Source organism: Sporosarcina sp. FSL K6-1508 (assembly GCF_038007465.1).
In the GTDB taxonomy this organism is placed as follows: domain Bacteria; phylum Bacillota; class Bacilli; order Bacillales_A; family Planococcaceae; genus Sporosarcina; species Sporosarcina psychrophila_B.
In genome coordinates, this window is the sequence record NZ_JBBOXF010000001.1 from 3,230,651 (window position 1) to 3,250,882 (window position 20,232).

Sequence of the window (20,232 nt, forward strand, 5' to 3'; positions counted from 1 at the left end):
CGAGTGGAGTGAATGCCTCATGACTATTATAAAACAAATTAGCCTGTTTGACATCCAACAATTATTCGAAATGGAAAGTTCGTACCGTTTTGAAGCGATTTTTTCCACTTTCGATGTGCAACCAATCTTTCATCTGTTTTCTAAAAAGACGCTGCGTGGTGCTCCGCGTGAATGTAATTATGGTGCGATGATTCAATCATTGATAATTCGTATTGTAGAACGTATCCCAACCGTAAAGGATTTAATAAAACGGTTAGTCAACGATCCTTTATTCCGTCTAGATTGCGGGTTTCTTGTCTCAGATTCTGTACCTTCAGAGGCATCTTATTCACGTATGATCGGTGTAATTAGTCAGTCTGATGTGCTTGATAACATGCAGGATGAACTGATTCAAATGGTCTTTTTAGAAGGCTTTCTTTGCGATGAACACCTTGCCTTTGATGCCACGCATTTCGAAGCACGTGACGCTTCAAAACCTTCTGAGAAAAAAGAGGCTAAGCCGCCGAAGAAACGTGGACGTAAAGCAAAAGAAGAACAGGCAGCTTGGCTCGCTGAACAAGCAGAAATCGAAGCGAATTTAACAACCTACGAAAAGAAATTGGAAGCCCAGTTGTCGATTTCAGCTGAAACACTTTGGCAGGACATACCGATTGAGCCGAAGTGGGGCATCAAGAAAAATAGTGACGGGAAAAATATGTTCTGGTACGGCTTTAAGGGACATCTGGCTGTTTCATCGAAAAGCCAGTATATTGTAGGGCGCCTTATGTCGTCGGGTAATTTATCTGACAGTAAAGCGGCCATTCCACTGCTAAAAAAGGTAGCTACCCTTTTGCCAAAACATTTTACGACAGCGCTATTCGATGCGGGTTATGATTATGAATCGATCTATAAACAAGCACTAGCGCAAACGATGCGTGTCGTGATTCCATACAATGTTCGAAATGAAGGCGAATATATAGGATTCGATGAACACTTTCGCCCAACTTGTGTACGTGAGCATAGCTACTGTTACGACAGCTTCGATGAAAAATACCATACATTAAAATTTACCCGCCCGAAAGAATGCATAACATGTCCATTGAGAGAGGATTCACTCTGTCAAAAGGTGTTCAAAATCAAATGTGAAGCGGATATTCGAAAATACACGTATCCAGCACGTGGCTCAGAATTATGGAAGAAACTTTATAAAGAACGTACCGCAGTAGAACGCGTCAACGCCTATTTAAAAGAATACTTTCAATTGAACAACGTCCGTCACCGAACAGGTAAAAAAGCAAAACTGCACTTCAACCTTGTGACGTTTATTTATAATGCCTGCAAATTGGCTGTCGATCGAATGGATGCCTTATTACAAACAAAAAGTAAAGCGGCTTAATTTTTAAAAGCATAAATTTTGATACGGGAGAAGTCTAAGCTCTTGAAAAAGATGATTTATGAAATTGATTCAAATAAATGAAAAAGCGATCAAACTTTATGAAAAGTTTGATTTTAAAACCGAAGGAATTTTAAAAAATGACAAAATCCTTTCTGACGGCCAATACTACAACACTGTTGTTATGGGAAGATTTAATGTATGATGTCTTGTGCACAATTCGTGTTTTACTGTGGAAAATAGAATGAAACAACTTTACTGTTCAGGTGCACTAGTGAAAAAACGGTATGGCAGCTGCCTGCCGTTTTTTCTATGGGATTATTTAAGGCTTTTTAAAAACCTTCTATTAGGGCATCTCGTCTATTAATAAGGGAGGAGGGGTGAATATGGAAGAATTGATTGTTGGAGCGTTTGAAATAGAAGACAAGGAAGTACTAATGGATCAAATTATGAATCGGCATGGACAGGATATATTAAGGCTTGTTTATTCTTATGTCAGTAATAAAGAGGTGGCAGAGGATTTAACGCAGGATATCTTTGTAAAATGTTATAAAGCTCTTCATACATACAGTGGAAAATCAACGTTAAGAACATGGTTGTGGCGAATTGCTATTAATCATTGTAAGGACTTCTTAAAAAGCTGGTATAACAGGAATGTCATTATTACCGAAGATGAACCAACACATAATAGGACTACAAAAGAAATGATTGAAGAGGTCGTGATCCAGCAGGAAGAGGATGACCAATTAATCTCTGCAATCATGTCGATGCCCATTAAATACCGAGAAGTGATTTATCTTTATTATTACGAGGAATTGCTAATCAAAGAAATCGCCGTGGTCACTGAAGTGGGCGGAAATACTGTTAAAACCAGACTTAGACGTGCTAAGGAGCTTCTAAAAGAACGATTGGAGGAATAAGTAGTGGATGATCGTTTAAAAGGGCTGAAAAAATCAATGGATGCTAGTACATTTAGCCAACTCAATTTTACCGAGCAACATCGCAAGGGAATTCGGGACAAAATCAGCAAAAGTGATGACAGTGAAGAAGACATCTTATTAGCCGTTATGCAACTGCTAGTCCATGAAAAAACGGGCTCCGAATTGGTGAAGTTTTTACGGGGACGGGGAATACGTAAATTTGAGGATAACGAAGGAAGCTTATATGCCTTGTTGCACAAGCTAGAACAGGATGGTTGTTTGCAATCAAGCTGGAATGAGTCGACTATTAAATTTTATCAATTAAACAATAAAGGTAGGAAGTCATTACGAAAAACAGAGAAACAGTCTACAACTAAACGGTTTACCTTGAAAGGATTAGTGGAGGGGTGACAATCGAGTGGGGAAAAGAAGACTATCATTTTTAAACGAAGTTAGGGATCAAATTAAATCCAGAGAGGCGAAGGATTTTGTAGAGGTAGAATTAGATTATCACATAAAAGAAGCGAAGAGTCACTTGTTAGCGAAAGGGATAGATGAGGAAGAGGCAGAAGAAAAAGCTGTCGGGCAAATGGGAAGTCCGGTAATGCTTGGTCAACAGCTGAACAAGCTTCATCGGCCAAAGGTGGATTGGCTGACTGTGATTTTGTTAGTAATTACGTTAGGGTTAGGGTTTATACCAATCTTATTCGTAGATCCAGACTATTCCTCTCAAATTGGCGTGGATGCTAGCTATTTTTCAAAGAACAAGGGAATCTTTTCCTTGCTAGGTGGGGCGGTAGCTGTGGGGATGATGCTAATGGATTACCGAAAACTAGCGAAGTTCGGCTGGTTATTTTACGGGATTGGAATGCTTATTCTTGTGGTGTTACAAATTTTTCCATCTTCATCCCATGGTGTTCCTGTTATAGATATAGGGCCATACAGGGTTATGGGCTTGACGGCTATACCATTTTTTCTATTAGCATGGGCTTTCTTTTTTAATCATAAAAAGTTGAAGCTTTGGCAACTTAGTTTATTATTTATACTTTCTTGTTATTTATTCTTCATGACCTCTACTATTCCGACAACTTACATCTACGCTGTTATGGTATTTGTGATGCTTTGGTGGAGCCAGTTTAGTCGGAAAACGATTCTTATCACTATAAGTGTGATGGTTAGTTTACTTTTTTTTGTAGGTTTAGGTGTTTGGCAATTTGATGTCGGTGTTTATTCTCTGAAAAATCGATTTTTAGCATTTATTAATCCAGAGAAGTATGCAGAAGGTCCAGGTTACCTTATATTGCTTATCAAAGAGCGGATGTCAGAAGCTGGTTGGTTGAGTAATGCATCGAATCATCAAGTGATCCCAGATGTTCACACTGATTTGGTATTTGTTGGTTTTACGTATTACTACGGTTGGCTTGCTGCCCTTGCTCTCGTCTGCATTCTTCTCCTTTTTGTAGCAAGAATCATGGTGATTGCACGGAAGATCAATGATCCTTTTGGTAAACTTCTGTTAATTGGTGCTGTTGCTCTTTATACGGTCCAGTTAGTTAGCAATATCACAATGACACTTGGTCTCTTCCCAATCACATCTATCTCCTTACCATTTATTAGTTATGGGTTAATGCCAATCCTGTTTAATGCCTTTGTAATTGGGATTGTATTAAGTGTGTATCGGAGGAAAGATTTGACGTCGAGTAGTCTTAGTCAAATAGAAAGTAGCCAAAGTTAGCTACATGCAAACTATTTCGATGAGAAAAAAGGCACGTTTCTATAACTTGAACGAAAACCCGAATAATAGACACTTTAAAAATGCGATCTATTATTCAGGTTTGGTGTTCCGCCATTTAGTGCAAAATGTATCGATTCAAGATTGTGCTCCAAGCTCTCGTGAACGTGCCTCTGCTTTTCCAATACAATCTGCAATCGTTTCTTTGAACTTTCCGTTCGCCAACGCATTTACACCAGCTTCTGTTGTGCCGCCTGGGCTTGTCACGTTTTTTCGCAATTCCGTTGGCTCCGTACCTGTTTCTTTCAACATCGCCGCTGCCCCTTCAAGCGTCTGGATGATAAGCGCCCGTGCTATGTCTTTTGAAAGGCCTTTTCCGATTGCTGCTTCTTCAAGCGCTTCTGCTAAATAATAGACATATGCAGGGCCGCTGCCGGACAGCGCAGTGACTGCGTGCAAGTCATCTTCTTCTACTTCTTTCACCATACCGACTGATTCCAGCAGACTAAGGATATGTTTTTTTAACGCTTCGTTGATTGCTTGATTCCACGCAATACCGCTGGCTGATTTGCCGATTGTAGCGGATGTATTGGGCATTGAACGTGCGATGGGTCTTGTACCAAGGCCATTTTCGATTGTCTGGATTGAAACACCTGCAATGACTGACAAAACTGCTGTTTTATCGTCCAAATGGGGAAGTGTATCTGCCATCGCTTGGTGGATGTCTTTCGGCTTGGTCGCAAGAACAATAAGATCTGCATTTTTCAATGCTTCTTTTTCCTTGCAGACAATTGATATACCGTATTTATTGTGTAATGAAATTAGTCTTTCATCATCCGATCGATTCATAACAAAAATATTCTGTGGTTCTATTGCACCTTGTTCCACAATTCCAGCAATAACAGCTTCTGCCATAGAACCGGCCCCTATAAATACAATCGTTTTCATTTAAATTACCCCTTTCTTTTCACTACTAAAAGCCTAAGCGTTTTAAACGAACGCAAAAAAATGCGTTCTCGTCCCTCATCATAAGGACGAAAACGCATGTTTCCGCGGTACCACCTAAATTTACCGGCATAACGCCGATACATCTCGTTCTTTCTTAACGCGAAAGGCACGCCTGTGTTTCCACAGCAGCTCAGAAGGAGGTTCGAAGCGGGAGAGGGGGATGTGGCTTTCAGCCGGTGACCACATTTTCTGTTCTCCATTTCCGCAACTACTCGTCTTCGTCAAGGCCTGTATGTACTTGAATTAGACCGATTATTGCATGCTCTCTAAAAAAAGTCAAATTTCTAATTTTTTATTAAGTCCACATTATATCAATTAAGAAAAGTGCCTGAAGCTAGACACTGCTCCAGGGTGAAAAACTTTTACTTTTTTATCTTTCAAGGAAGAACAGAATCACCATAATAATGGCGATCACAAGTCCTATAAGCAGTGATATTTTCACGGCGCTCACGGGGGATTTCCCGCTTACTTTGCCAGTTTGTCCATTGACGAGGAAGCGATAGACCTTATTGTTGAACTGAAACGAGGAAATCCATAAAGGCAATAGAATATGCTTGTATGTAATGTTGTCATAGTCAGTGGAGACACTCACGATATTGACAACATCACCATATACTTGTCCATGTATGCCGTTTGTAATTCCGTTGTCTATGACTGCTTTTGCATCATTCCAGCCTTCCTTCAACGGAATCGAATATTTCTCCGCTAAGAAACCTGATAAATACTCCATTTTATAATCGACAAGTCCATTTAAATGAAATGGTTCAACTTTATCAATCAATCCGCTGGCCACATTACGTGAAGCTTTCACTAATACATCATCAAAGAATTTATTATAATGGCCGTGTTCCGTATGCCACCTGATTTTTCTTACTTGCTCCGTTACTTGCCTAGACTTGCCGTCTTCAATTACTGTACGCGTTTCTGTCACGTAATAATACGTTCCAATCTGAACGACGTAAGACGAATCCGTCTGGGAATCGAACGTCCAGTAAGGAATATAAGCGCCTGCCAAATGGTCTAATTTATACGATTGAATTAGCTTGGAAGGAGCAAAATATCTCTTCTTCATCCAAGCTTTGAATTTTTCGATGGCCTCATCCTTAGTAATTTGAAAGGGAAGGACCAAAGCGGGTTTGATACCAGCGTGATGATCAGTTATTGCGATATGTGATGATCCGCAAAATGAACAAAAATCCGCCACTTTGTCTTTATCTAAAAGTGTTTCGGCACCACAGTTTTTACATTTGAAAACTCGTTTTTCATCATCCCAACTGTGGTCTTCTTTTTCTAATGCTTGTAAGAAGTCATGTTCAATCGCGTTTTTCTGCGATTTCTCGATGTCTTTTTCACTTCCACAAAATGGACATGTAAGAGTCCCACTAGCTGGTTCAAACACGGTATTGCCGCCACAGGAGGAACATTTATTTACTTCCGTTTGTTCAACTTTTGTTGCTTCTGCATGCTTCTCATTGTCTAACCCCGTCATCTGAACACCTCTTTATCGATCACAGCTGTAAATTGTCTCCGCAGTCGCCGCAAAATTTCGCAGTGGGACCATTTATCTTACCGCATTTCGCACATGTTTGTTCGATCACTTGTTTTGCACCACATTCCCCGCAGAACTTCGCATCTTCATTTATTGCTGCCTGACAGCTGACGCATGGGATCTTTTGATTTTGAACTGTTTTGCCACATTCGCCGCAAAATTTTGCGCCTGCATTAATGAGTGCCTGACAATGAGGACAAGTCATTTTTTCTGGTTGCGGAGCTGAAGGAGGATTCGTTTGTTGCTGGTTGCCTGGGAAGGCGTTCGCCATTACACTGCCAAGTGCGGCTCCTGCTCCAATTCCTGCGCCAGCCCCCGCTAATCCGCTGCCTTCATTTCGTGCAGCTTCTCTGAGTGCTTCTGCCGCCTGATATTGCTGATACTGATTCATATCTCCAATAACACCCATCGATGTTTTTCGATCCAACACTTTTTCCACTTCTTCTGGGAGAGATAAGTTTTCAATATACAAGGAAGTAATTTCAAAGCCAAACGTACTGAATCGTTGTTCCATCTTCTCTTTCCCTTTATCACTTAACTCGTCGTAGTTCATCGCCAGATCTAAAGCGGCAATATTCGATTCAGCAAACAAATCTGTAAGTCCCGATAGCACCATCTTTTTCAACTGACCTTCGATACTACTTGTGTCATAAGAAGCATTCGTACCGAACAGTTCTTTTAAGAAAACAACGGGATCGGCTATCCGATAGGAGTAAATACCATAACCTCGTAATCGGATGACGCCAAACTCGGAATCGCGCATCATGATTGGATTTGAAGTTCCCCATTTTTGGTTGATGAATTGCTTCGTATTCACAAAATAGACTTCCGCTTTGAAAGGGGAGTCGAAGCCATACTTCCACGATTTTAACTTCGTTAGAATCGGCATGTTTTGTGTATACAGAAGATGGCGTCCTGGTCCAAATACATCCGCAATTTCACCTTCATTGACAAAAATAGCTACTTGTGACTCTCGAACGGTCAATTCTGCACCCATTTTGATTTCATTGTTTTGAACGGGAAAGCGGTAAACCATTGTATTTGCATTTTGATCCGTCCATTCAATGACTTCGATAAATTGACTTTTAAAAAATCCGAATAATCCCATGTGTATGCCCTCCTAGTAGTCCGTATTCCGATAAAAAATACGATAATAGATAATTTCATTGTAACATTTTTAAACTTCTTGGTAGAGGATAGATTCAAAAGATGACGTCTTCTACTAAAAAAGGTACAATGTACTGAATACTCATTCATATCTACAAAGGGGATTTTTCATATGATACAAAAGATTATTATTCCAACACCATTCGCAGTCGGCGATGTAAACGCTTTTCTTATTAAAGGAGATACACTGTCACTCGTCGATGCGGGGCCAAAAACCCCTGAAGCATATGAAGCATTGAAACAAGGCATCAAGGGAGCAGGTTATGCATTCAACGATATTGAGCAAGTTATTTTAACACATCATCATCCGGATCATGCCGGCTGGATTGATGCTTTTGATAATGCGAAAATACTTGGTCATAAATATAATGATTTATGGCTCAAACGGGATGAAGCTTTTTTCCGCTATCATGATGCATTTTATCTCGACTGCCTGATCGAAGAAGGTGTACCTAAACAGTACCTTGGTTGGGTTAAGAAGATGAAACGATCTGTCGCCCTTATGGGAGAGCGTCCGCTCGATATGACGCTTGCCGAGGGAGATGCACTGCCTGGGCACCCCGGTTGGACTGTAATGGAAACCCCAGGTCATGCACAAAGTCATATTGTGTTATGGAATGGAGAGAATCGAACAATGATCGGCGGAGACTTAGTGCTTGAAAAAGTTTCTTCAAACCCGCTTATCGAACCACCACTTAATCCTGAGCACGGGCGTCCGCGTTCTTTGTTGCAATATAATGAGTCGTTGAAACGTATTCTTACGTTGCCGGTTGATATCATTTATACCGGTCATGGCAATGAAGTGCGTAATGCACATGAGCTTATTGAAGGCCGGCTCGAAAGACAGCATGAACGGGCGATGAAAGTGCTCGCGATGATGGACGGAGGCTCGCGGACGATTTTCGAATTGACCCGCGAACTGTTCCCGGCTGTCTATGAAAAAGAGCTTGGTCTTACACTTTCCGAAACGATTGGTCAAACAGATTACCTTTTCGAAGAAGGGCTAGTCCGTGAAACACGGGATGAAGGCGGCGTCCTCCATTATGAACAAGCGTAAATCAATTCTGGTGACGGGAGCAACGAGCGGGGTTGGCTATGCGTTGACAAAAAGGTTGCTGGTAGAAGGCTATGAAGTGTGGGCAACAGGCAGGGCGCCCGTTATTTTAGAGAAACTCCAAAAAGAAGGCGCGCATGCGATACCGGCAGATTTATCAAAAAAAGAAGACGTTGAGCAGTTAATGGCAACGATTGGTTCGCCTGATACTGTCATCTTTTCAGCGGGCGTTGGCACATTCGATCACGCACATGAAACTTCCGATGAAGCGATTGAAAGCATGATGGCTGTCAATGTCATCGCACCGATGCGACTGACGAAGTTTCTGTTACCTGATATGATGGAGCGACGTAGCGGTCATCTGATTTATCTGGGTTCACAAGCGGGAAAAGTAGCTACACCGAAAGCATCCGTCTACGCGGCATCAAAGCATGCGATTATCGGTTATACAAATGCACTGCGTATGGAGGTTGCACCATACGGTATCCATGTTACGACAATCAATCCAGGTCCAATTGACACCCCTTTTCTAGATATTGCAGATGAAACAGGTACTTACCGGACGTCGCTCGGCACCTATTTATTGACTGTGGAAACGGTTGTCGATGGGGTGATCAAAGCAATGAAAAAACCCGTCCGTGATGTGAACTTACCCTGGTATATGGGCATTACTAGTAAACTTCATGCGGTCGCACCTTCCGTCGTCGAACGGTTGGGTCGCAAGTATTTCATGAAGAAGTAAAATGAATAGTATCTTGTAAAAACCGGCAGTTAAGCCGGTTTTTTGCCGTGGTAAAAAAGAGTAAAACATTGTTATTTGCATAAATATTCCATTGTATATAAGCAGCTAAGAGGACTATAATACACTTAAGAACAAACGTTCCGTATGTGGAGGAATCGTATATGTATGAACATTTAAAGGATCGGCAAATCGTGTGCCTTGATATGCGTAGCTTTTACGCCAGTTGTGCGGCTACAATCGAAGGGCTTGATGTTATGAATGTACCAATTGCTATCATAGGTGATAAAGCACGGAAAGGCGGCATCGTGTTGGCAGCATCTCCCGCATTAAAGGAACAATTCGGTGTGCAGACTGGTATGCGGCTGTTCGAAATTCCAGATGATCCTGCCATCCATCTTATCGAACCTAAGATGGGATTTTATATTGATGTGTCAATGGAAATCATTCGATTGCTGAATTGTTACGTGCCGAAGGAAGCGATTCATGTGTATAGTATCGATGAAAGTTTCATTGATCTCAGCGGGACGGAACGGCTATGGGGGCCAGTGGATGAGACGGTAAGGCGGATACAGGATGATCTCGAAGCACAGTTCCAACTGCCATCTGCCTGTGGTATCGGACCGAACATGCTGCTGGCCAAACTTGCGCTCGATATTGAAGCAAAAAAGACAGGCATCGCGCGTTGGACGTATCAGGATATACCCGCCAAATTATGGCCTGTCGCACCGCTGCGTCGCATGTGGGGCATCGGTAGTCGAACCGAAAAGACGTTGAATGATATGGGGCTTTATTCCGTCGGTGACCTTGCCCACGCATCGCTCGAAAGACTGGAAAAGAAATTTGGCGTCATGGGTAATCAATTGTATTATCATGCACATGGCATTGACTTGTCCGATATGGGGGCGCAACTCATCGAGGGGCAAGAGAGCTACGGCAAAGGGCAAATTCTCTTTCGCGATTATATCCGACGGGAAGACGTGCTTACTGTCATTCTAGAAATATGCGAAGACATCGCGAAGCGGGCAAGAGAAGCTGGAAGCGCAGGACGCACCGTGCATTTATCTGTAGGTTACTCGAAACAGGCGGTTGGCGGTGGTTTTAGCCGTTCCCGTTCAATGAGTGAGGCGACCAATGACACGATGAAAATCTATCAGATGTGTATGGAATTGCTTGATGAATTCCATAATGGCCAACCTGTGCGGCGCTTGTCAGTCAGTCTTGCGAATCTGGAAGAAGAACATTCCATGCAGCTTAGTCTGTTCGATGAAGATAAATGGCGTATGCGGCAACTCGGCGGAGTGATTGATTCGCTGAGAAACAAATACGGATCAACTGCTGTTCTACGTGCAGTTTCTTATACAGAAGCCGGAACAGCAGTGGATAGGGCGAAGCTGATTGGCGGGCATAAAAAATAGCGGGGATACTATTTAATTACTCTCCCGTTTACTTTGCTCATGTAACTTTGAAGCATCCACCATTCCAATCACTATTGCAGGTTAATTCCAGATACAATCTAGAGGGGATAACAAGTATATGTTACTTTATTATCTACGGAGGTTTTTACATGAATAGACTACATAAACTTGATTACGAATCCCCCATTGGAGTGATTGAAATAATAGGGACAGATGATGCTATCTGTTCAATATTGTTCGCTGAACGGGATAAAAAGATCAATACTTTGCAAGACGAAACCCCCAAGGTTTTGGAAGTTTGCTTTAGTCAACTTGTTGACTATTTTAAAGGGGAGCGTCATGAATTTACATTCCCTTATATCTTTGATGGAACAGATTTTCAACAGAAAGTGTGGAACGCTTTAATACAAATACCCTGTGCTGAAACGGGGTCCTATAAAGATATCGCTGTTTCAATCGGCCATGAAAAAGCTGTTAGAGCAGTAGGAACTGCAAATGGGAAAAATAAGCTAAGTATCGTGATACCTTGCCATCGAATTATCGGCTCAAATGGAAAGTTAACAGGTTATGCGGGAGGTTTGTGGAGAAAGGAATGGCTACTTCAGCATGAAAGAACCTTTTATAAGGTCCTGAATTAAACCGCGGGTGAAGGCGGGTGCATTATAAATAGAGAAGTCGAAATAGAAAAAGGAAGTGATCTAAATGAACCGGGATCGCGGACGTATCAAATGGACAGCGATGATGCTGACCGAGCATATAACGAGGCTACGTGACTGGGTAGGAGAAGATAATCACGAAGAAAAGCCTGACATTGACGAATGGACGCTCCACGAATTTCAACGGCAGCTGGGCATTGCATATCTAGCGCAATGCGAAATTCGGGTTAAAACATGGAGAAACGGAACATTTACTGACATAACGGGCATCTTAAACAGGATGGATGATCAGATGCAGCTCATTTATATAGCAGATGGATTAAAGGTGCAAAAAGTTTCGTTGAACACGGTTGTCGGAATTGAGACGACCAATTTTGATTAGCTGCCCCTAGTGGTCGTGATGGTCGTGGTCGTCTTGTTCTTTCGCTACGCTTAAAATCGTGAAGCTTTCCGTAGGTGAATCACATCCTTTGAGCGTATACACAAATAATTGTTGACCTTCTTCTGCGACGAGGTCCGTACATGTCATATTGACTTTGGCCGGATCATTTTCTCTATTTTTATTTTTTGAGCGGTCTATCTCTAAGTCGATTGAGGAGCCTTCGAAAGCGAGATTGTATAAAGTAGGGTCTCCTTCGAGCGTATAGTTCGCAATACGGACTACAGCTGCTTCCTTCTTCTTCACATTTTCCAAGAATGATTCAAACACCGGATAGTTATAGACAGGTCCATGCATATTGACAACATCGCCGTTAAGAACTGCTTTTTCACTATTATACGAACAGGCTGAACTGATTATCATACTTAGTAGTACAAGTAAAGATAGAAGTATTTTGTTCCTCATATTTAAATCCTCCTCACAATGAGCTGGCATTTCACCTTAATTATATGAGGCAATAGCACGCATTATCCCATACTACACACTGAAACTATTTCCTGATCCGAATTATTTGAATCTCGGACCTTTTATATTGTTCAGACTTTTGCTAAACTAAGCAAAGGTCTAATTTTAAAGAAAAGTAGGGGGAGTAGCGTGAAGGTTTTATTACAGCTCGGCTGGTTTTTTAAACAGCGGAAGAAGCAGTATCTTTTTGGAATTTCTATGCTTGTTTTTGTTTCAATATTGCAATTACTACCACCCAAAATCATCGGAATTATCGTTGATGACATTACATTAGGCACTTTGACCGCGACGGCGCTCACCAAATGGCTTGTCATCTTAGCCGTGGCAGGTGTTCTCATGTACATTGCACGCTATTACTGGCGTGTTATGATTTTTGGTTCGGCCGTCTTATTATCTAGAACAATGCGTGAAAAACTATTCAACCACTTCACGAGAATGTCACCATCATTCTACCAAAAACGACGTGTAGGAGATTTAATGGCCCATGCAACAAATGATATAAATGCTGTGCAGCAAACAGCCGGTATGGGTATTTTGACACTTGTCGATTCCGTCTCGACAGGAGGATTTGTCATTTTGACAATGGCTATCACCATCAATTGGAAATTGACATTGATTGCCCTTATTCCACTACCATTTATGATTTTCCTGACAAGCTATTACGGAAAATTATTGCGCAAACGGTTCCGATTTGCTCAAGAAGCATTCTCGAATTTGAATGACAAGACACAGGAAAGTATATCTGGCATTAAAGTCATCAAAACATTCGGTCAGAAAAATGAAGATATTGAAGATTTTACAAACTTATCTACCGATGTAGTCAGTAAAAATATGCGCGTCGCTAAAGTGGATGCCTTATTCGATCCGACGATTACAGGGATATTCGCAATCTCATACATCCTGTCTTTCTATTTCGGAACAAAGTTTATCATTGCAGGTGACATGTCAATTGGTGACATGATAGCTTTCAGTACATACCTCGGGCTTCTAGTCTGGCCAATGCTTGCATTCGGATTCCTCTTTAATATTGTAGAGCGCGGAAATGCGTCTTACAGCCGGATTACGGAATTGTTATCTGTTGCACCGGAAATTAAAGACATCGCGGGCGCAATTGATAAAAGACCAGAAGGCGACTTGCATTTCAATATAGACGAGTTCAAATTCCCAGGTGACGAGCGTGCAGCATTGCTTGACGTTCACTTCACGTTAAAACGAGGAGAAACAATGGGGATTGTGGGTAAAACTGGATCGGGCAAAACAGCGATTTTAAAATTACTGCTCAGAGAGTTTGAAGGGTACAAAGGAAGCATTGTCTATGGAAACAACCCAATTAATCAATACAAACAGCAACGTTTGAGGGAGTCGATCGGTTATGTACCGCAAGACCATTTTTTGTTTTCGACAACACTTGCTGAAAATATAGCTTTTACAAACCCAAGAATTGAAACTGGGAAAATTCATGAAGCTGCAAGACTCGCCCATATTCATGAAGATATTTTAGGATTTACGGAAGGCTATGACACCATTGTAGGAGAACGCGGTGTATCTTTATCGGGCGGGCAGAAACAGCGGATTTCCATTGCTCGGGCATTGATTATGGAACCGGAATTACTGCTTTTGGATGATTCCTTGTCGGCAGTCGATGCTAAAACGGAAGAAGCGATTTTACAATCACTCAAACAAACACGCACAGGCGAGACGACAATTATTACATCACATCGACTAAGTGCCATCCAACATGCGCATAAAATCATCGTTATGCATGAAGGTACGATTGTCGAAGCCGGAACGCATGAAGAACTGCTCGAAATGAATGGAAGATATAAAGAAATGTATGATTTGCAACAACTTGAAGTGCTTGTTGAACAGGGAGGCGAGGAATAATGTCAGCAGAAAAACAACCGAAATTAACAGCGAAAGATCAATGGGTTGTCTTAAAAAGATTGTTGCGTTATATCATCCCTCATAAAAAAAGCGTAATTATTGCGCTTGTCCTGCTTATTTTGACAGTCACGGGCAGTATCGCAGGACCTTTGATTATTCAACGATTCATTGATAACCACCTGGCAACGATGGATTTCTCGAAAAGTGCCATCACGAATATCGCGATTGCCTATATAGGGATTCAGGTATTTATGGTTGTCGTCTCTTATTTCCAGCTGATAAGGTTCCAAGATATTGCATTAAAAATCATTCAGCAAATGCGCATCGATGTGTTTTCAAAAGTACAAGGACTTGGAATGCGTTATTTCGACAAAACACCTGCTGGAAGTATCGTTTCACGTGTGACGAACGATACCGAAGCAATCAAAGAAATGTTCGTCAGTGTTATTGTTACGTTTTTACAAGCTGTTTTTGTGCTAGTCGGCGTTTATATTGCGCTTTTTTCACTTGATGCAAAGTTAGCACTTATATCCCTGTTATTATTGCCGTTATTTTTAGCAGTGATTGTTATCTATAGACGATACAGTGCCGACTTCTATCAAGATATCCGTGAGCGGTTAAGTCAGCTCAACGCTAAAATAGCTGAATCATTATCCGGTATGGGTATGATTCAAGCATTTAGGCAGGAAGACCGGTTAGAAGCAGAATTTGATGCTATTAACGAAAAACATTTCCGCGCTGGAATGCGAAATATTAAATTTGACGGCATTCTGCTTGGCCCGGCAATCGATTTACTTTACGCTGGAGCAATTGTTTTCGTACTCGGTTACTTCGGATTCCTATCACTTGGCAGTGCGGTGGAAGTTGGAATTCTTTACGCATTTACGACTTTGATCGGCCGTTTGTTCCAACCTGTCCAACAAGTGATGCAGCGATTATCTATTTTTCAACAGGCAATGGTTGCTGCATCACGTGTGTTTAAATTAATGGATGACCCGGACATGGAACCGGAACAACAAGATCGTAACAATACTGAAATTAAGAACGGGAAAATTGAATTCCGCGATGTATCATTTTCATATGATGGACAAACGGATGTACTGAAAAACATTTCATTCACTGCGAATGCCGGTGAGACAGTTGCACTTGTCGGTCATACCGGGAGCGGAAAGAGCTCGATCATCAATTTGCTAATGCGTTTCTATGAATATGAACGCGGTGATATTTGTATCGACGATGTTTCGCTGAAAGGATATTCAAAAGAAGAACTGCGGAAGAAGACAGGACTTGTCTTGCAAGATCCATTTCTATTCTATGGTGATATCGAAAGTAACATCCGTTTACATGATAAAGAAATGACATCTGAAGAAGTAAGGTTAGCTGCTGAATTTGTACAGGCAAATGAATTCATCGAAAAGTTGCCTGACAAATACGCACAAAAAGTGACGGAACGCGGCTCTACGTTCTCAAGTGGGCAACGTCAGCTCGTTGCATTTGCACGAACAGTCGCGACAAATCCTAAAATTCTTGTTCTCGATGAAGCGACTGCCAATATCGACACGGAAACAGAAGTGGCAATCCAGTCAAGCCTTGAGAAGATGAGGAAAGGGCGTACAACAATCGCAATCGCTCACAGATTGAGTACAATCCAAGACGCGGAACTGATTCTCGTACTTCACAAAGGAGAAATTGTTGAACGTGGAACACACCAGGAATTGCTGGTCCAAAAAGGTCTCTATCACAAGATGTATCTGCTTCAAAATAATATCTTGGAAGATGTTATCTGACGAAAATCGGCTTGCATACGCCTTCTACAGGTGTTGCAAGCTTTTTTTGTTTCATTACAACGCAAATGTCATAAACTGTTCACAGACGTATTAGACGTAATTTAGTGCTTCTTTTGATACGATTGAGGAAGAAAATTTGAAGGGGAGAGAATAATGGCTACAGACTTAAATCTATTTCTCGCTTTCGGTGCCGGTTTCTTAAGTTTCATATCACCGTGTACATTGCCGTTATATCCAGCATTCATTTCGTATATCACCGGTATGTCACTAGATGATTTAAAGTCGGACTCGAAACGCATGAGCAGAAGTGGCATGCTACATACACTGTTCTTCTTGTTAGGTTTCTCTATTATTTTCATTGTAATCGGCTATAGTACGTCCTTTGTCGGTACATTTTTCCAAGAGAACCAGGAGATACTCAGACAAGCAGGTGCAATTTTCATTGTCTTATTTGGACTGATGATTGTCGGGGTGTTCAAACCTGAATTCCTGATGAAAGAAAGAAGACTGCAGTTCAAAAACAGACCTGCCGGTTACTTAGGTACGATGGTTATCGGGATTGCATTCGCTGCCGGGTGGCAACCGTGTTCCGGACCGATTATTGGAGCTATTATTACACTTGCTGCCGCAAACCCCGGCTCGGGTATGGTTTATATGCTTATGTATGTCCTCGGTTTTGCAATTCCATTTTTCGTTCTTTCGTTCTTCATTACACGGCTTAGCTGGATTCGAAATCATAGCGCTTTAATCATGAAAATCGGCGGTTATGTAATGATTGCGGTCGGAGTCTTGTTATTTTTCAATGGCTTGCAGTATTTAACAAGTTTACTTAGCCCTATTTTCGGCGATTTCATGGGCTTCTGATTTGAGATTTGGAGGAATACCAATGCAAGTAATTAAATCGTTTGAGGAATGGCTTGAAACAATTGAAAACCAAAGAAAGCTGCTTCTATTTGTGAAAACTGATCACTGTTCTGTCTGTGATGGGTTATTGCCAAAAGTGGTAGCACTCGAAGAGGAGTATCCTATCCCTTTTTATAAGGTGAATGTGGCGGAAGTCCCGGAAATAGCAGGTCAGCTGTCGTTGTTTACGGCGCCTGTTGTCTTGTTATTTCATGAAGGAAAAGAGTATGCTCGATTTGCGCGGTTTATCCAGATGCAAGAATTGAAGCGTCGCTTGGGGGAAATCCGATGAATGAACTAATTGAAACAATTTTCACAAAGGTGCCCCCGGTTTATCTCATTATTGGATCAACCGTACTCGCGCTATTTATGGGGACAATGGCGCTGATTGTCAGAACGAAAGCAGCGAAGAGACCTGTTACGCCTCTGAAAATCATCTTGCCGCCACTTTTTATGTCGACGGGTGCGCTGATGTTCATATTCGAAGAGTTTCGGGTGCCGTTACCTCAAGTACTCGAAGCCCTCTTTGTTGGGCTATTATTTTCAATCATCTTGATTAAGACGACGAATTTCGAACGTAAGGATAGCGATATCTACATGAAACGATCGAAAGCATTTCTTTTCATTCTGCTTGGTCTGCTTATTGTCCGGCTCGTCGGGAAACTGGCGCTTAGCAACACAATCGATGTAGGGGAACTGGGTGGGATGTTCTGGATTCTCGCATTTGGCATGATTGTCCCTTGGCGGATCGGTATGTTTATGAAGTATAAAAAAATAAAGGAAGTTAAATAAGTAAAAGGTGTCTGCATTTAATTGCAGACACCTTTTTTACACTTTGAAAAATAATGAAACCTCGAACAGGGGATAATTCACATGTCGACTAGGCTCTAGCGCTTGTCGGGGCTAAGCAAGGCGCTTGCGTTGTTGTCCAATCAAAACAAGTGTTCATACGGAGTTAAATCGATCTTCATTTCGGCCATTTTCTTACGAAGAAATTTATGGTCCCGTTTCGGTGTTGCTTGTATATATCCACGGATTATAAGATCGGAATCAATTTTCCTGGCATTTTCCTCAAGCGCAATCTCGCCAATCTTGCCAGCGATTTTTTGTTTCGCTACAGGACGGAATAATTCAGGTACTGGGACGACTAGCTCATTCAACAGCAGTTTTGCTTTGTCGTTCCACAGGTGAAGAGAGCTCTCCACGTAATGCTCTTCCCAGTCGAGTGTCGATTTCCCATCCGCTTTTGGAAATACTTTTAAGAACTTCCGGAACATGAAAAAGCCGCCGATGCCGAAAAGCCCAATAAGGACAACACACCAAAAAATGATGAACCACATAAATAGGTTGTCTTGCAAAAGTCTTCACCTCTTCCATTCTAATCACCATTATAAGAGCATCTGCAAAAAAACACACGAACAATGTATCCTTTTCCGCAATTAAGATAAGAGAGTATAGTTTTTTTACTTAAGTCAGTGTCCAGACTCCAGGCGCCTTGCGCTTTTCTAAAAGGGGGGGAGATAAAACAATAGATGGAATTAATACAAGAAGTTGGATTTTCAATCTTTCTATCATTGTATCTCTTGCATCGGCTCGAAACGAAACTTGTCGCTATCCACGATTTCCGTGTGTCAATAATGATGAAGTGAACTTCACAAAAAAGTCATGGATTCGACATGGAAGAGTTCAGCGAATTGCTTGTTTGAAGCCATTACTTCCGCTATGATGGACGTATCAATCGATAGCGGAGGAAAATAAATGAGAAAAAAACTTTTACTGCCTTATGTATTGCTTGTCGTGCTTATTTTAAGCGCATGTTCTGCCGGAGGGTTCAAAGCAGATCATAATTATAAAATTGCACCGTTTGAACATACAAATCAGCACAATGAAAAGGTCTCATTGGATGATTTAAAAGGGAAAGTATGGCTGGCACAATTTGTTTACACTGTTTGTACGGCAGCCTGCCCGCCAATGATGGTAAATATGACAGAAGTCGAGAAAAAACTTGCTGAAGAAGGCGTTGAGGATTACAAAATCGTATCATTCAGCATTGATCCTGCGGTCGATACACCGGAAGTACTGCAAGAATACCTTGAAATGTATGACATTCAGGATGAAGGAAAATGGGAAATGCTGACGGGGTATAAGCAAGAGGAAATCGCAAAGTTTGCAGCAAAATCATTCAAGACGGCTGTTGCTAATATTCCAGATTCCGTCGACGTAATGCATGCAACTAATTTTTCCCTCGTCAATCAGGATGGGGAAGTCGTCAAAACGTATAATGGTATGACAGACGTACCATACGATCAAATCATCAAAGATATGAAAGCACTCATTAAAGAGGGTGCGTAACCGAAAAAGCAATACTGGATTTAACGGGGTGGAAGGATGAAAAAACGAAAAAGTAAAGGGTTATCTATGAAAGTGAAAGCACTGTTCATCGTCTTGCTGATACCTATAGCTGTTACGGTCTTCACATTAACAGCTATTATCTGGACAGGTTTGAAAAATCCCGAACTCATTCGGAAATCCGCAAGTACTTTGCTCGACATAGGGGAACGTCATACTGCTATGTCAATTCCGGAAGAGTACATCCCTGTCTATAAAGAGGCAGCGGAGACGTATGGTATTCCATGGACGCTTCTTGCTGCGCATCACCGGATTGAAACGCGATTTTCAACAATGGATCCCTTGCTTTCGCCGGTGGGTGCAGAAGGACATATGCAGTTCATGCCTTGTACGTTCGTTGGCTGGGGTTATCCGGGGTGCGGTGATCTTGGAAAAGGAGATATTCCTGATGAAGATAAGTTAAACCCTGACGTTATTAAGAAATATGGTGGATACGGCGTCGATGGAAATGGTGATGGTATCGCCGATCCATATAATCTAGAAGATGCAATTTTTAGCGCCGCTAACTATCTTTCAAAAAGCGGTGCAGCGGATGGAGATTACGAAAAAGCAATCTTCAATTATAACCACAGTGAAAAATATGTCCAAGACGTACTCCGTTATTTCAAGGAGTTTGAAGTCAAACGAATTGAAATGGAAAAAGCCGACTAAGGAAAGACCAAGCATTTGAAGGCTAGACACATATAAAAAGATGGACCGCCATTTAAATGGGGTCCATCTTTTTATTCGT

General features: G+C 41.6%; 22 protein-coding genes and 1 pseudogene. 18 read left to right on the forward strand and 5 right to left on the reverse strand.

The genetic code is table 11. The features are described from left to right. The first annotated feature begins 19 nt into the window (after positions 1-19). The 5 genes and pseudogenes from MKZ11_RS16200 (at position 20) to MKZ11_RS16220 (ending at position 4,027) form a co-directional block, all read left to right on the forward strand. Entirely contained in the window at positions 20-1,375 is a 1,356-nt protein-coding gene (locus MKZ11_RS16200; protein WP_340794459.1) for a transposase, read from the forward strand. Positions 1,376-1,448: 73 nt separating this feature from the next. After that, positions 1,449-1,577, forward strand: a pseudogene (locus tag MKZ11_RS16205) (GNAT family N-acetyltransferase); the annotation flags it as partial. 181 nt (positions 1,578-1,758) lie between these two features. Next, positions 1,759-2,292, forward strand: a complete 534-nt coding sequence (locus MKZ11_RS16210) for a sigma-70 family RNA polymerase sigma factor (RefSeq protein WP_340795414.1) — start codon at positions 1,759-1,761, stop codon at positions 2,290-2,292. 3 nt (positions 2,293-2,295) lie between these two features. Continuing rightward, positions 2,296-2,703, forward strand: coding sequence for a PadR family transcriptional regulator (locus MKZ11_RS16215; protein WP_340795415.1), 408 nt, complete (start codon positions 2,296-2,298; stop codon positions 2,701-2,703). Positions 2,704-2,710: 7 nt separating this feature from the next. Beyond that, positions 2,711-4,027, forward strand: a complete 1,317-nt coding sequence (locus MKZ11_RS16220; protein WP_340795416.1) for an FtsW/RodA/SpoVE family cell cycle protein — start codon at positions 2,711-2,713, stop codon at positions 4,025-4,027. 135 nt (positions 4,028-4,162) lie between these two features. On the opposite strand, the gene proC is transcribed toward MKZ11_RS16220, so the two are convergent. From proC to MKZ11_RS16235, 3 genes are all read right to left on the reverse strand, one after another. Then, a complete protein-coding gene (gene proC, locus MKZ11_RS16225) occupies positions 4,163-4,972 on the reverse strand; it encodes a pyrroline-5-carboxylate reductase (protein ID WP_340795417.1) in 810 nt (269 codons plus the stop codon). Positions 4,973-5,402: 430 nt separating this feature from the next. Beyond that, positions 5,403-6,521, reverse strand: coding sequence for a hypothetical protein (locus MKZ11_RS16230; protein WP_340795418.1), 1,119 nt, complete (start codon positions 6,519-6,521; stop codon positions 5,403-5,405). 19 nt (positions 6,522-6,540) lie between these two features. Further along, positions 6,541-7,689: an SPFH domain-containing protein gene (locus MKZ11_RS16235; protein WP_340795419.1), complete on the reverse strand. Its 1,149-nt coding sequence runs from the start codon at positions 7,687-7,689 to the stop codon at positions 6,541-6,543. Positions 7,690-7,860: 171 nt separating this feature from the next. Here MKZ11_RS16235 and MKZ11_RS16240 point away from each other — a divergent pair, with 171 nt between their 5' ends. The 5 genes from MKZ11_RS16240 to MKZ11_RS16260 all read left to right on the forward strand — a co-directional run bounded on the left by MKZ11_RS16240 (position 7,861) and on the right by MKZ11_RS16260 (position 11,997). Then, positions 7,861-8,805 (forward strand): MBL fold metallo-hydrolase, encoded by a 945-nt coding sequence (locus MKZ11_RS16240; protein ID WP_340795420.1) that lies wholly within the window; start codon positions 7,861-7,863, stop codon positions 8,803-8,805. Beyond that, positions 8,792-9,544 (forward strand): SDR family NAD(P)-dependent oxidoreductase, encoded by a 753-nt coding sequence (locus tag MKZ11_RS16245; protein ID WP_340795421.1) that lies wholly within the window; start codon positions 8,792-8,794, stop codon positions 9,542-9,544. Before MKZ11_RS16240 ends, MKZ11_RS16245 begins: the two co-directional genes overlap by 14 nt. Positions 9,545-9,705: 161 nt before the next feature. Beyond that, the gene (locus MKZ11_RS16250; RefSeq protein ID WP_340795422.1) at positions 9,706-10,959 is read left to right on the forward strand and encodes a Y-family DNA polymerase; all 1,254 of its coding nucleotides are present in this window, start codon (positions 9,706-9,708) and stop codon (positions 10,957-10,959) included. A 149-nt stretch (positions 10,960-11,108) separates the two neighbouring features. Next, on the forward strand, positions 11,109-11,597 hold the full coding sequence (locus tag MKZ11_RS16255) for a methylated-DNA--[protein]-cysteine S-methyltransferase (protein WP_340795423.1): 489 nt from the start codon (positions 11,109-11,111) through the stop codon (positions 11,595-11,597). Between the two features lie 64 nt (positions 11,598-11,661). Next, complete coding sequence (locus tag MKZ11_RS16260; protein WP_340795424.1) at positions 11,662-11,997, forward strand: YolD-like family protein; 336 nt, start codon at positions 11,662-11,664, stop codon at positions 11,995-11,997. Positions 11,998-12,003: 6 nt separating this feature from the next. Here MKZ11_RS16260 and MKZ11_RS16265 read toward each other — a convergent pair whose 3' ends face one another. Beyond that, complete coding sequence (locus MKZ11_RS16265) at positions 12,004-12,459, reverse strand: DUF4362 domain-containing protein (protein ID WP_340795425.1); 456 nt, start codon at positions 12,457-12,459, stop codon at positions 12,004-12,006. A 189-nt stretch (positions 12,460-12,648) separates the two neighbouring features. Here MKZ11_RS16265 and MKZ11_RS16270 point away from each other — a divergent pair, with 189 nt between their 5' ends. The 5 genes from MKZ11_RS16270 to MKZ11_RS16290 all read left to right on the forward strand — a co-directional run bounded on the left by MKZ11_RS16270 (position 12,649) and on the right by MKZ11_RS16290 (position 17,885). Further along, entirely contained in the window at positions 12,649-14,403 is a 1,755-nt protein-coding gene (locus MKZ11_RS16270; RefSeq protein ID WP_340795426.1) for an ABC transporter ATP-binding protein, read from the forward strand. Further along, a complete protein-coding gene (locus MKZ11_RS16275; RefSeq protein WP_340795427.1) occupies positions 14,403-16,190 on the forward strand; it encodes an ABC transporter ATP-binding protein in 1,788 nt (595 codons plus the stop codon). The genes MKZ11_RS16270 and MKZ11_RS16275 overlap by 1 nt, the downstream gene beginning before the upstream one ends. A 153-nt stretch (positions 16,191-16,343) precedes the next feature. Next, the gene (locus MKZ11_RS16280) at positions 16,344-17,054 is read left to right on the forward strand and encodes a cytochrome c biogenesis CcdA family protein (RefSeq protein WP_340795428.1); all 711 of its coding nucleotides are present in this window, start codon (positions 16,344-16,346) and stop codon (positions 17,052-17,054) included. Positions 17,055-17,076: 22 nt separating this feature from the next. Beyond that, the gene (locus MKZ11_RS16285; protein WP_340795429.1) at positions 17,077-17,385 is read left to right on the forward strand and encodes a thioredoxin family protein; all 309 of its coding nucleotides are present in this window, start codon (positions 17,077-17,079) and stop codon (positions 17,383-17,385) included. Next, on the forward strand, positions 17,382-17,885 hold the full coding sequence (locus tag MKZ11_RS16290) for a CcdC family protein (RefSeq protein ID WP_340795430.1): 504 nt from the start codon (positions 17,382-17,384) through the stop codon (positions 17,883-17,885). The genes MKZ11_RS16285 and MKZ11_RS16290 overlap by 4 nt, the downstream gene beginning before the upstream one ends. A 140-nt stretch (positions 17,886-18,025) precedes the next feature. On the opposite strand, the gene MKZ11_RS16295 is transcribed toward MKZ11_RS16290, so the two are convergent. Then, positions 18,026-18,433, reverse strand: a complete 408-nt coding sequence (locus MKZ11_RS16295) for a DUF2621 family protein (protein ID WP_340797028.1) — start codon at positions 18,431-18,433, stop codon at positions 18,026-18,028. A gap of 192 nt (positions 18,434-18,625) precedes the next feature. Here MKZ11_RS16295 and MKZ11_RS16300 point away from each other — a divergent pair, with 192 nt between their 5' ends. The 3 genes from MKZ11_RS16300 to MKZ11_RS16310 all read left to right on the forward strand — a co-directional run bounded on the left by MKZ11_RS16300 (position 18,626) and on the right by MKZ11_RS16310 (position 20,153). Then, positions 18,626-18,742 (forward strand): YvrJ family protein, encoded by a 117-nt coding sequence (locus MKZ11_RS16300; RefSeq protein ID WP_340795431.1) that lies wholly within the window; start codon positions 18,626-18,628, stop codon positions 18,740-18,742. Between the two features lie 109 nt (positions 18,743-18,851). Then, positions 18,852-19,445, forward strand: coding sequence for an SCO family protein (locus MKZ11_RS16305; RefSeq protein ID WP_340795432.1), 594 nt, complete (start codon positions 18,852-18,854; stop codon positions 19,443-19,445). Positions 19,446-19,481: 36 nt separating this feature from the next. Then, complete coding sequence (locus MKZ11_RS16310) at positions 19,482-20,153, forward strand: lytic transglycosylase domain-containing protein (protein WP_340795433.1); 672 nt, start codon at positions 19,482-19,484, stop codon at positions 20,151-20,153. The last annotated feature ends 79 nt before the right edge of the window (positions 20,154-20,232 follow it).

What these genes read in the sequence shown, in the direction of transcription:
- MKZ11_RS16200 (WP_340794459.1), top strand. Translation starts at nt 20, where the DNA reads ATGACTATTATAAAACAAATTAGCCTGTTTGACATCCAACAATTATTC.
- MKZ11_RS16210 (WP_340795414.1), top strand. Translation starts at nt 1,759, where the DNA reads ATGGAAGAATTGATTGTTGGAGCGTTTGAAATAGAAGACAAGGAAGTA.
- proC (WP_340795417.1), bottom strand. Translation starts at nt 4,972, where the DNA reads ATGAAAACGATTGTATTTATAGGGGCCGGTTCTATGGCAGAAGCTGTT.
- MKZ11_RS16230 (WP_340795418.1), bottom strand. Translation starts at nt 6,521, where the DNA reads ATGACGGGGTTAGACAATGAGAAGCATGCAGAAGCAACAAAAGTTGAA.
- MKZ11_RS16235 (WP_340795419.1), bottom strand. Translation starts at nt 7,689, where the DNA reads ATGGGATTATTCGGATTTTTTAAAAGTCAATTTATCGAAGTCATTGAA.
- MKZ11_RS16240 (WP_340795420.1), top strand. Translation starts at nt 7,861, where the DNA reads ATGATACAAAAGATTATTATTCCAACACCATTCGCAGTCGGCGATGTA.
- MKZ11_RS16245 (WP_340795421.1), top strand. Translation starts at nt 8,792, where the DNA reads ATGAACAAGCGTAAATCAATTCTGGTGACGGGAGCAACGAGCGGGGTT.
- MKZ11_RS16250 (WP_340795422.1), top strand. Translation starts at nt 9,706, where the DNA reads ATGTATGAACATTTAAAGGATCGGCAAATCGTGTGCCTTGATATGCGT.
- MKZ11_RS16255 (WP_340795423.1), top strand. Translation starts at nt 11,109, where the DNA reads ATGAATAGACTACATAAACTTGATTACGAATCCCCCATTGGAGTGATT.
- MKZ11_RS16260 (WP_340795424.1), top strand. Translation starts at nt 11,662, where the DNA reads ATGAACCGGGATCGCGGACGTATCAAATGGACAGCGATGATGCTGACC.
- MKZ11_RS16265 (WP_340795425.1), bottom strand. Translation starts at nt 12,459, where the DNA reads ATGAGGAACAAAATACTTCTATCTTTACTTGTACTACTAAGTATGATA.
- MKZ11_RS16275 (WP_340795427.1), top strand. Translation starts at nt 14,403, where the DNA reads ATGTCAGCAGAAAAACAACCGAAATTAACAGCGAAAGATCAATGGGTT.
- MKZ11_RS16280 (WP_340795428.1), top strand. Translation starts at nt 16,344, where the DNA reads ATGGCTACAGACTTAAATCTATTTCTCGCTTTCGGTGCCGGTTTCTTA.
- MKZ11_RS16285 (WP_340795429.1), top strand. Translation starts at nt 17,077, where the DNA reads ATGCAAGTAATTAAATCGTTTGAGGAATGGCTTGAAACAATTGAAAAC.
- MKZ11_RS16290 (WP_340795430.1), top strand. Translation starts at nt 17,382, where the DNA reads ATGAATGAACTAATTGAAACAATTTTCACAAAGGTGCCCCCGGTTTAT.
- MKZ11_RS16295 (WP_340797028.1), bottom strand. Translation starts at nt 18,433, where the DNA reads ATGTGGTTCATCATTTTTTGGTGTGTTGTCCTTATTGGGCTTTTCGGC.
- MKZ11_RS16300 (WP_340795431.1), top strand. Translation starts at nt 18,626, where the DNA reads ATGGAATTAATACAAGAAGTTGGATTTTCAATCTTTCTATCATTGTAT.
- MKZ11_RS16305 (WP_340795432.1), top strand. Translation starts at nt 18,852, where the DNA reads ATGAGAAAAAAACTTTTACTGCCTTATGTATTGCTTGTCGTGCTTATT.
- MKZ11_RS16310 (WP_340795433.1), top strand. Translation starts at nt 19,482, where the DNA reads ATGAAAAAACGAAAAAGTAAAGGGTTATCTATGAAAGTGAAAGCACTG.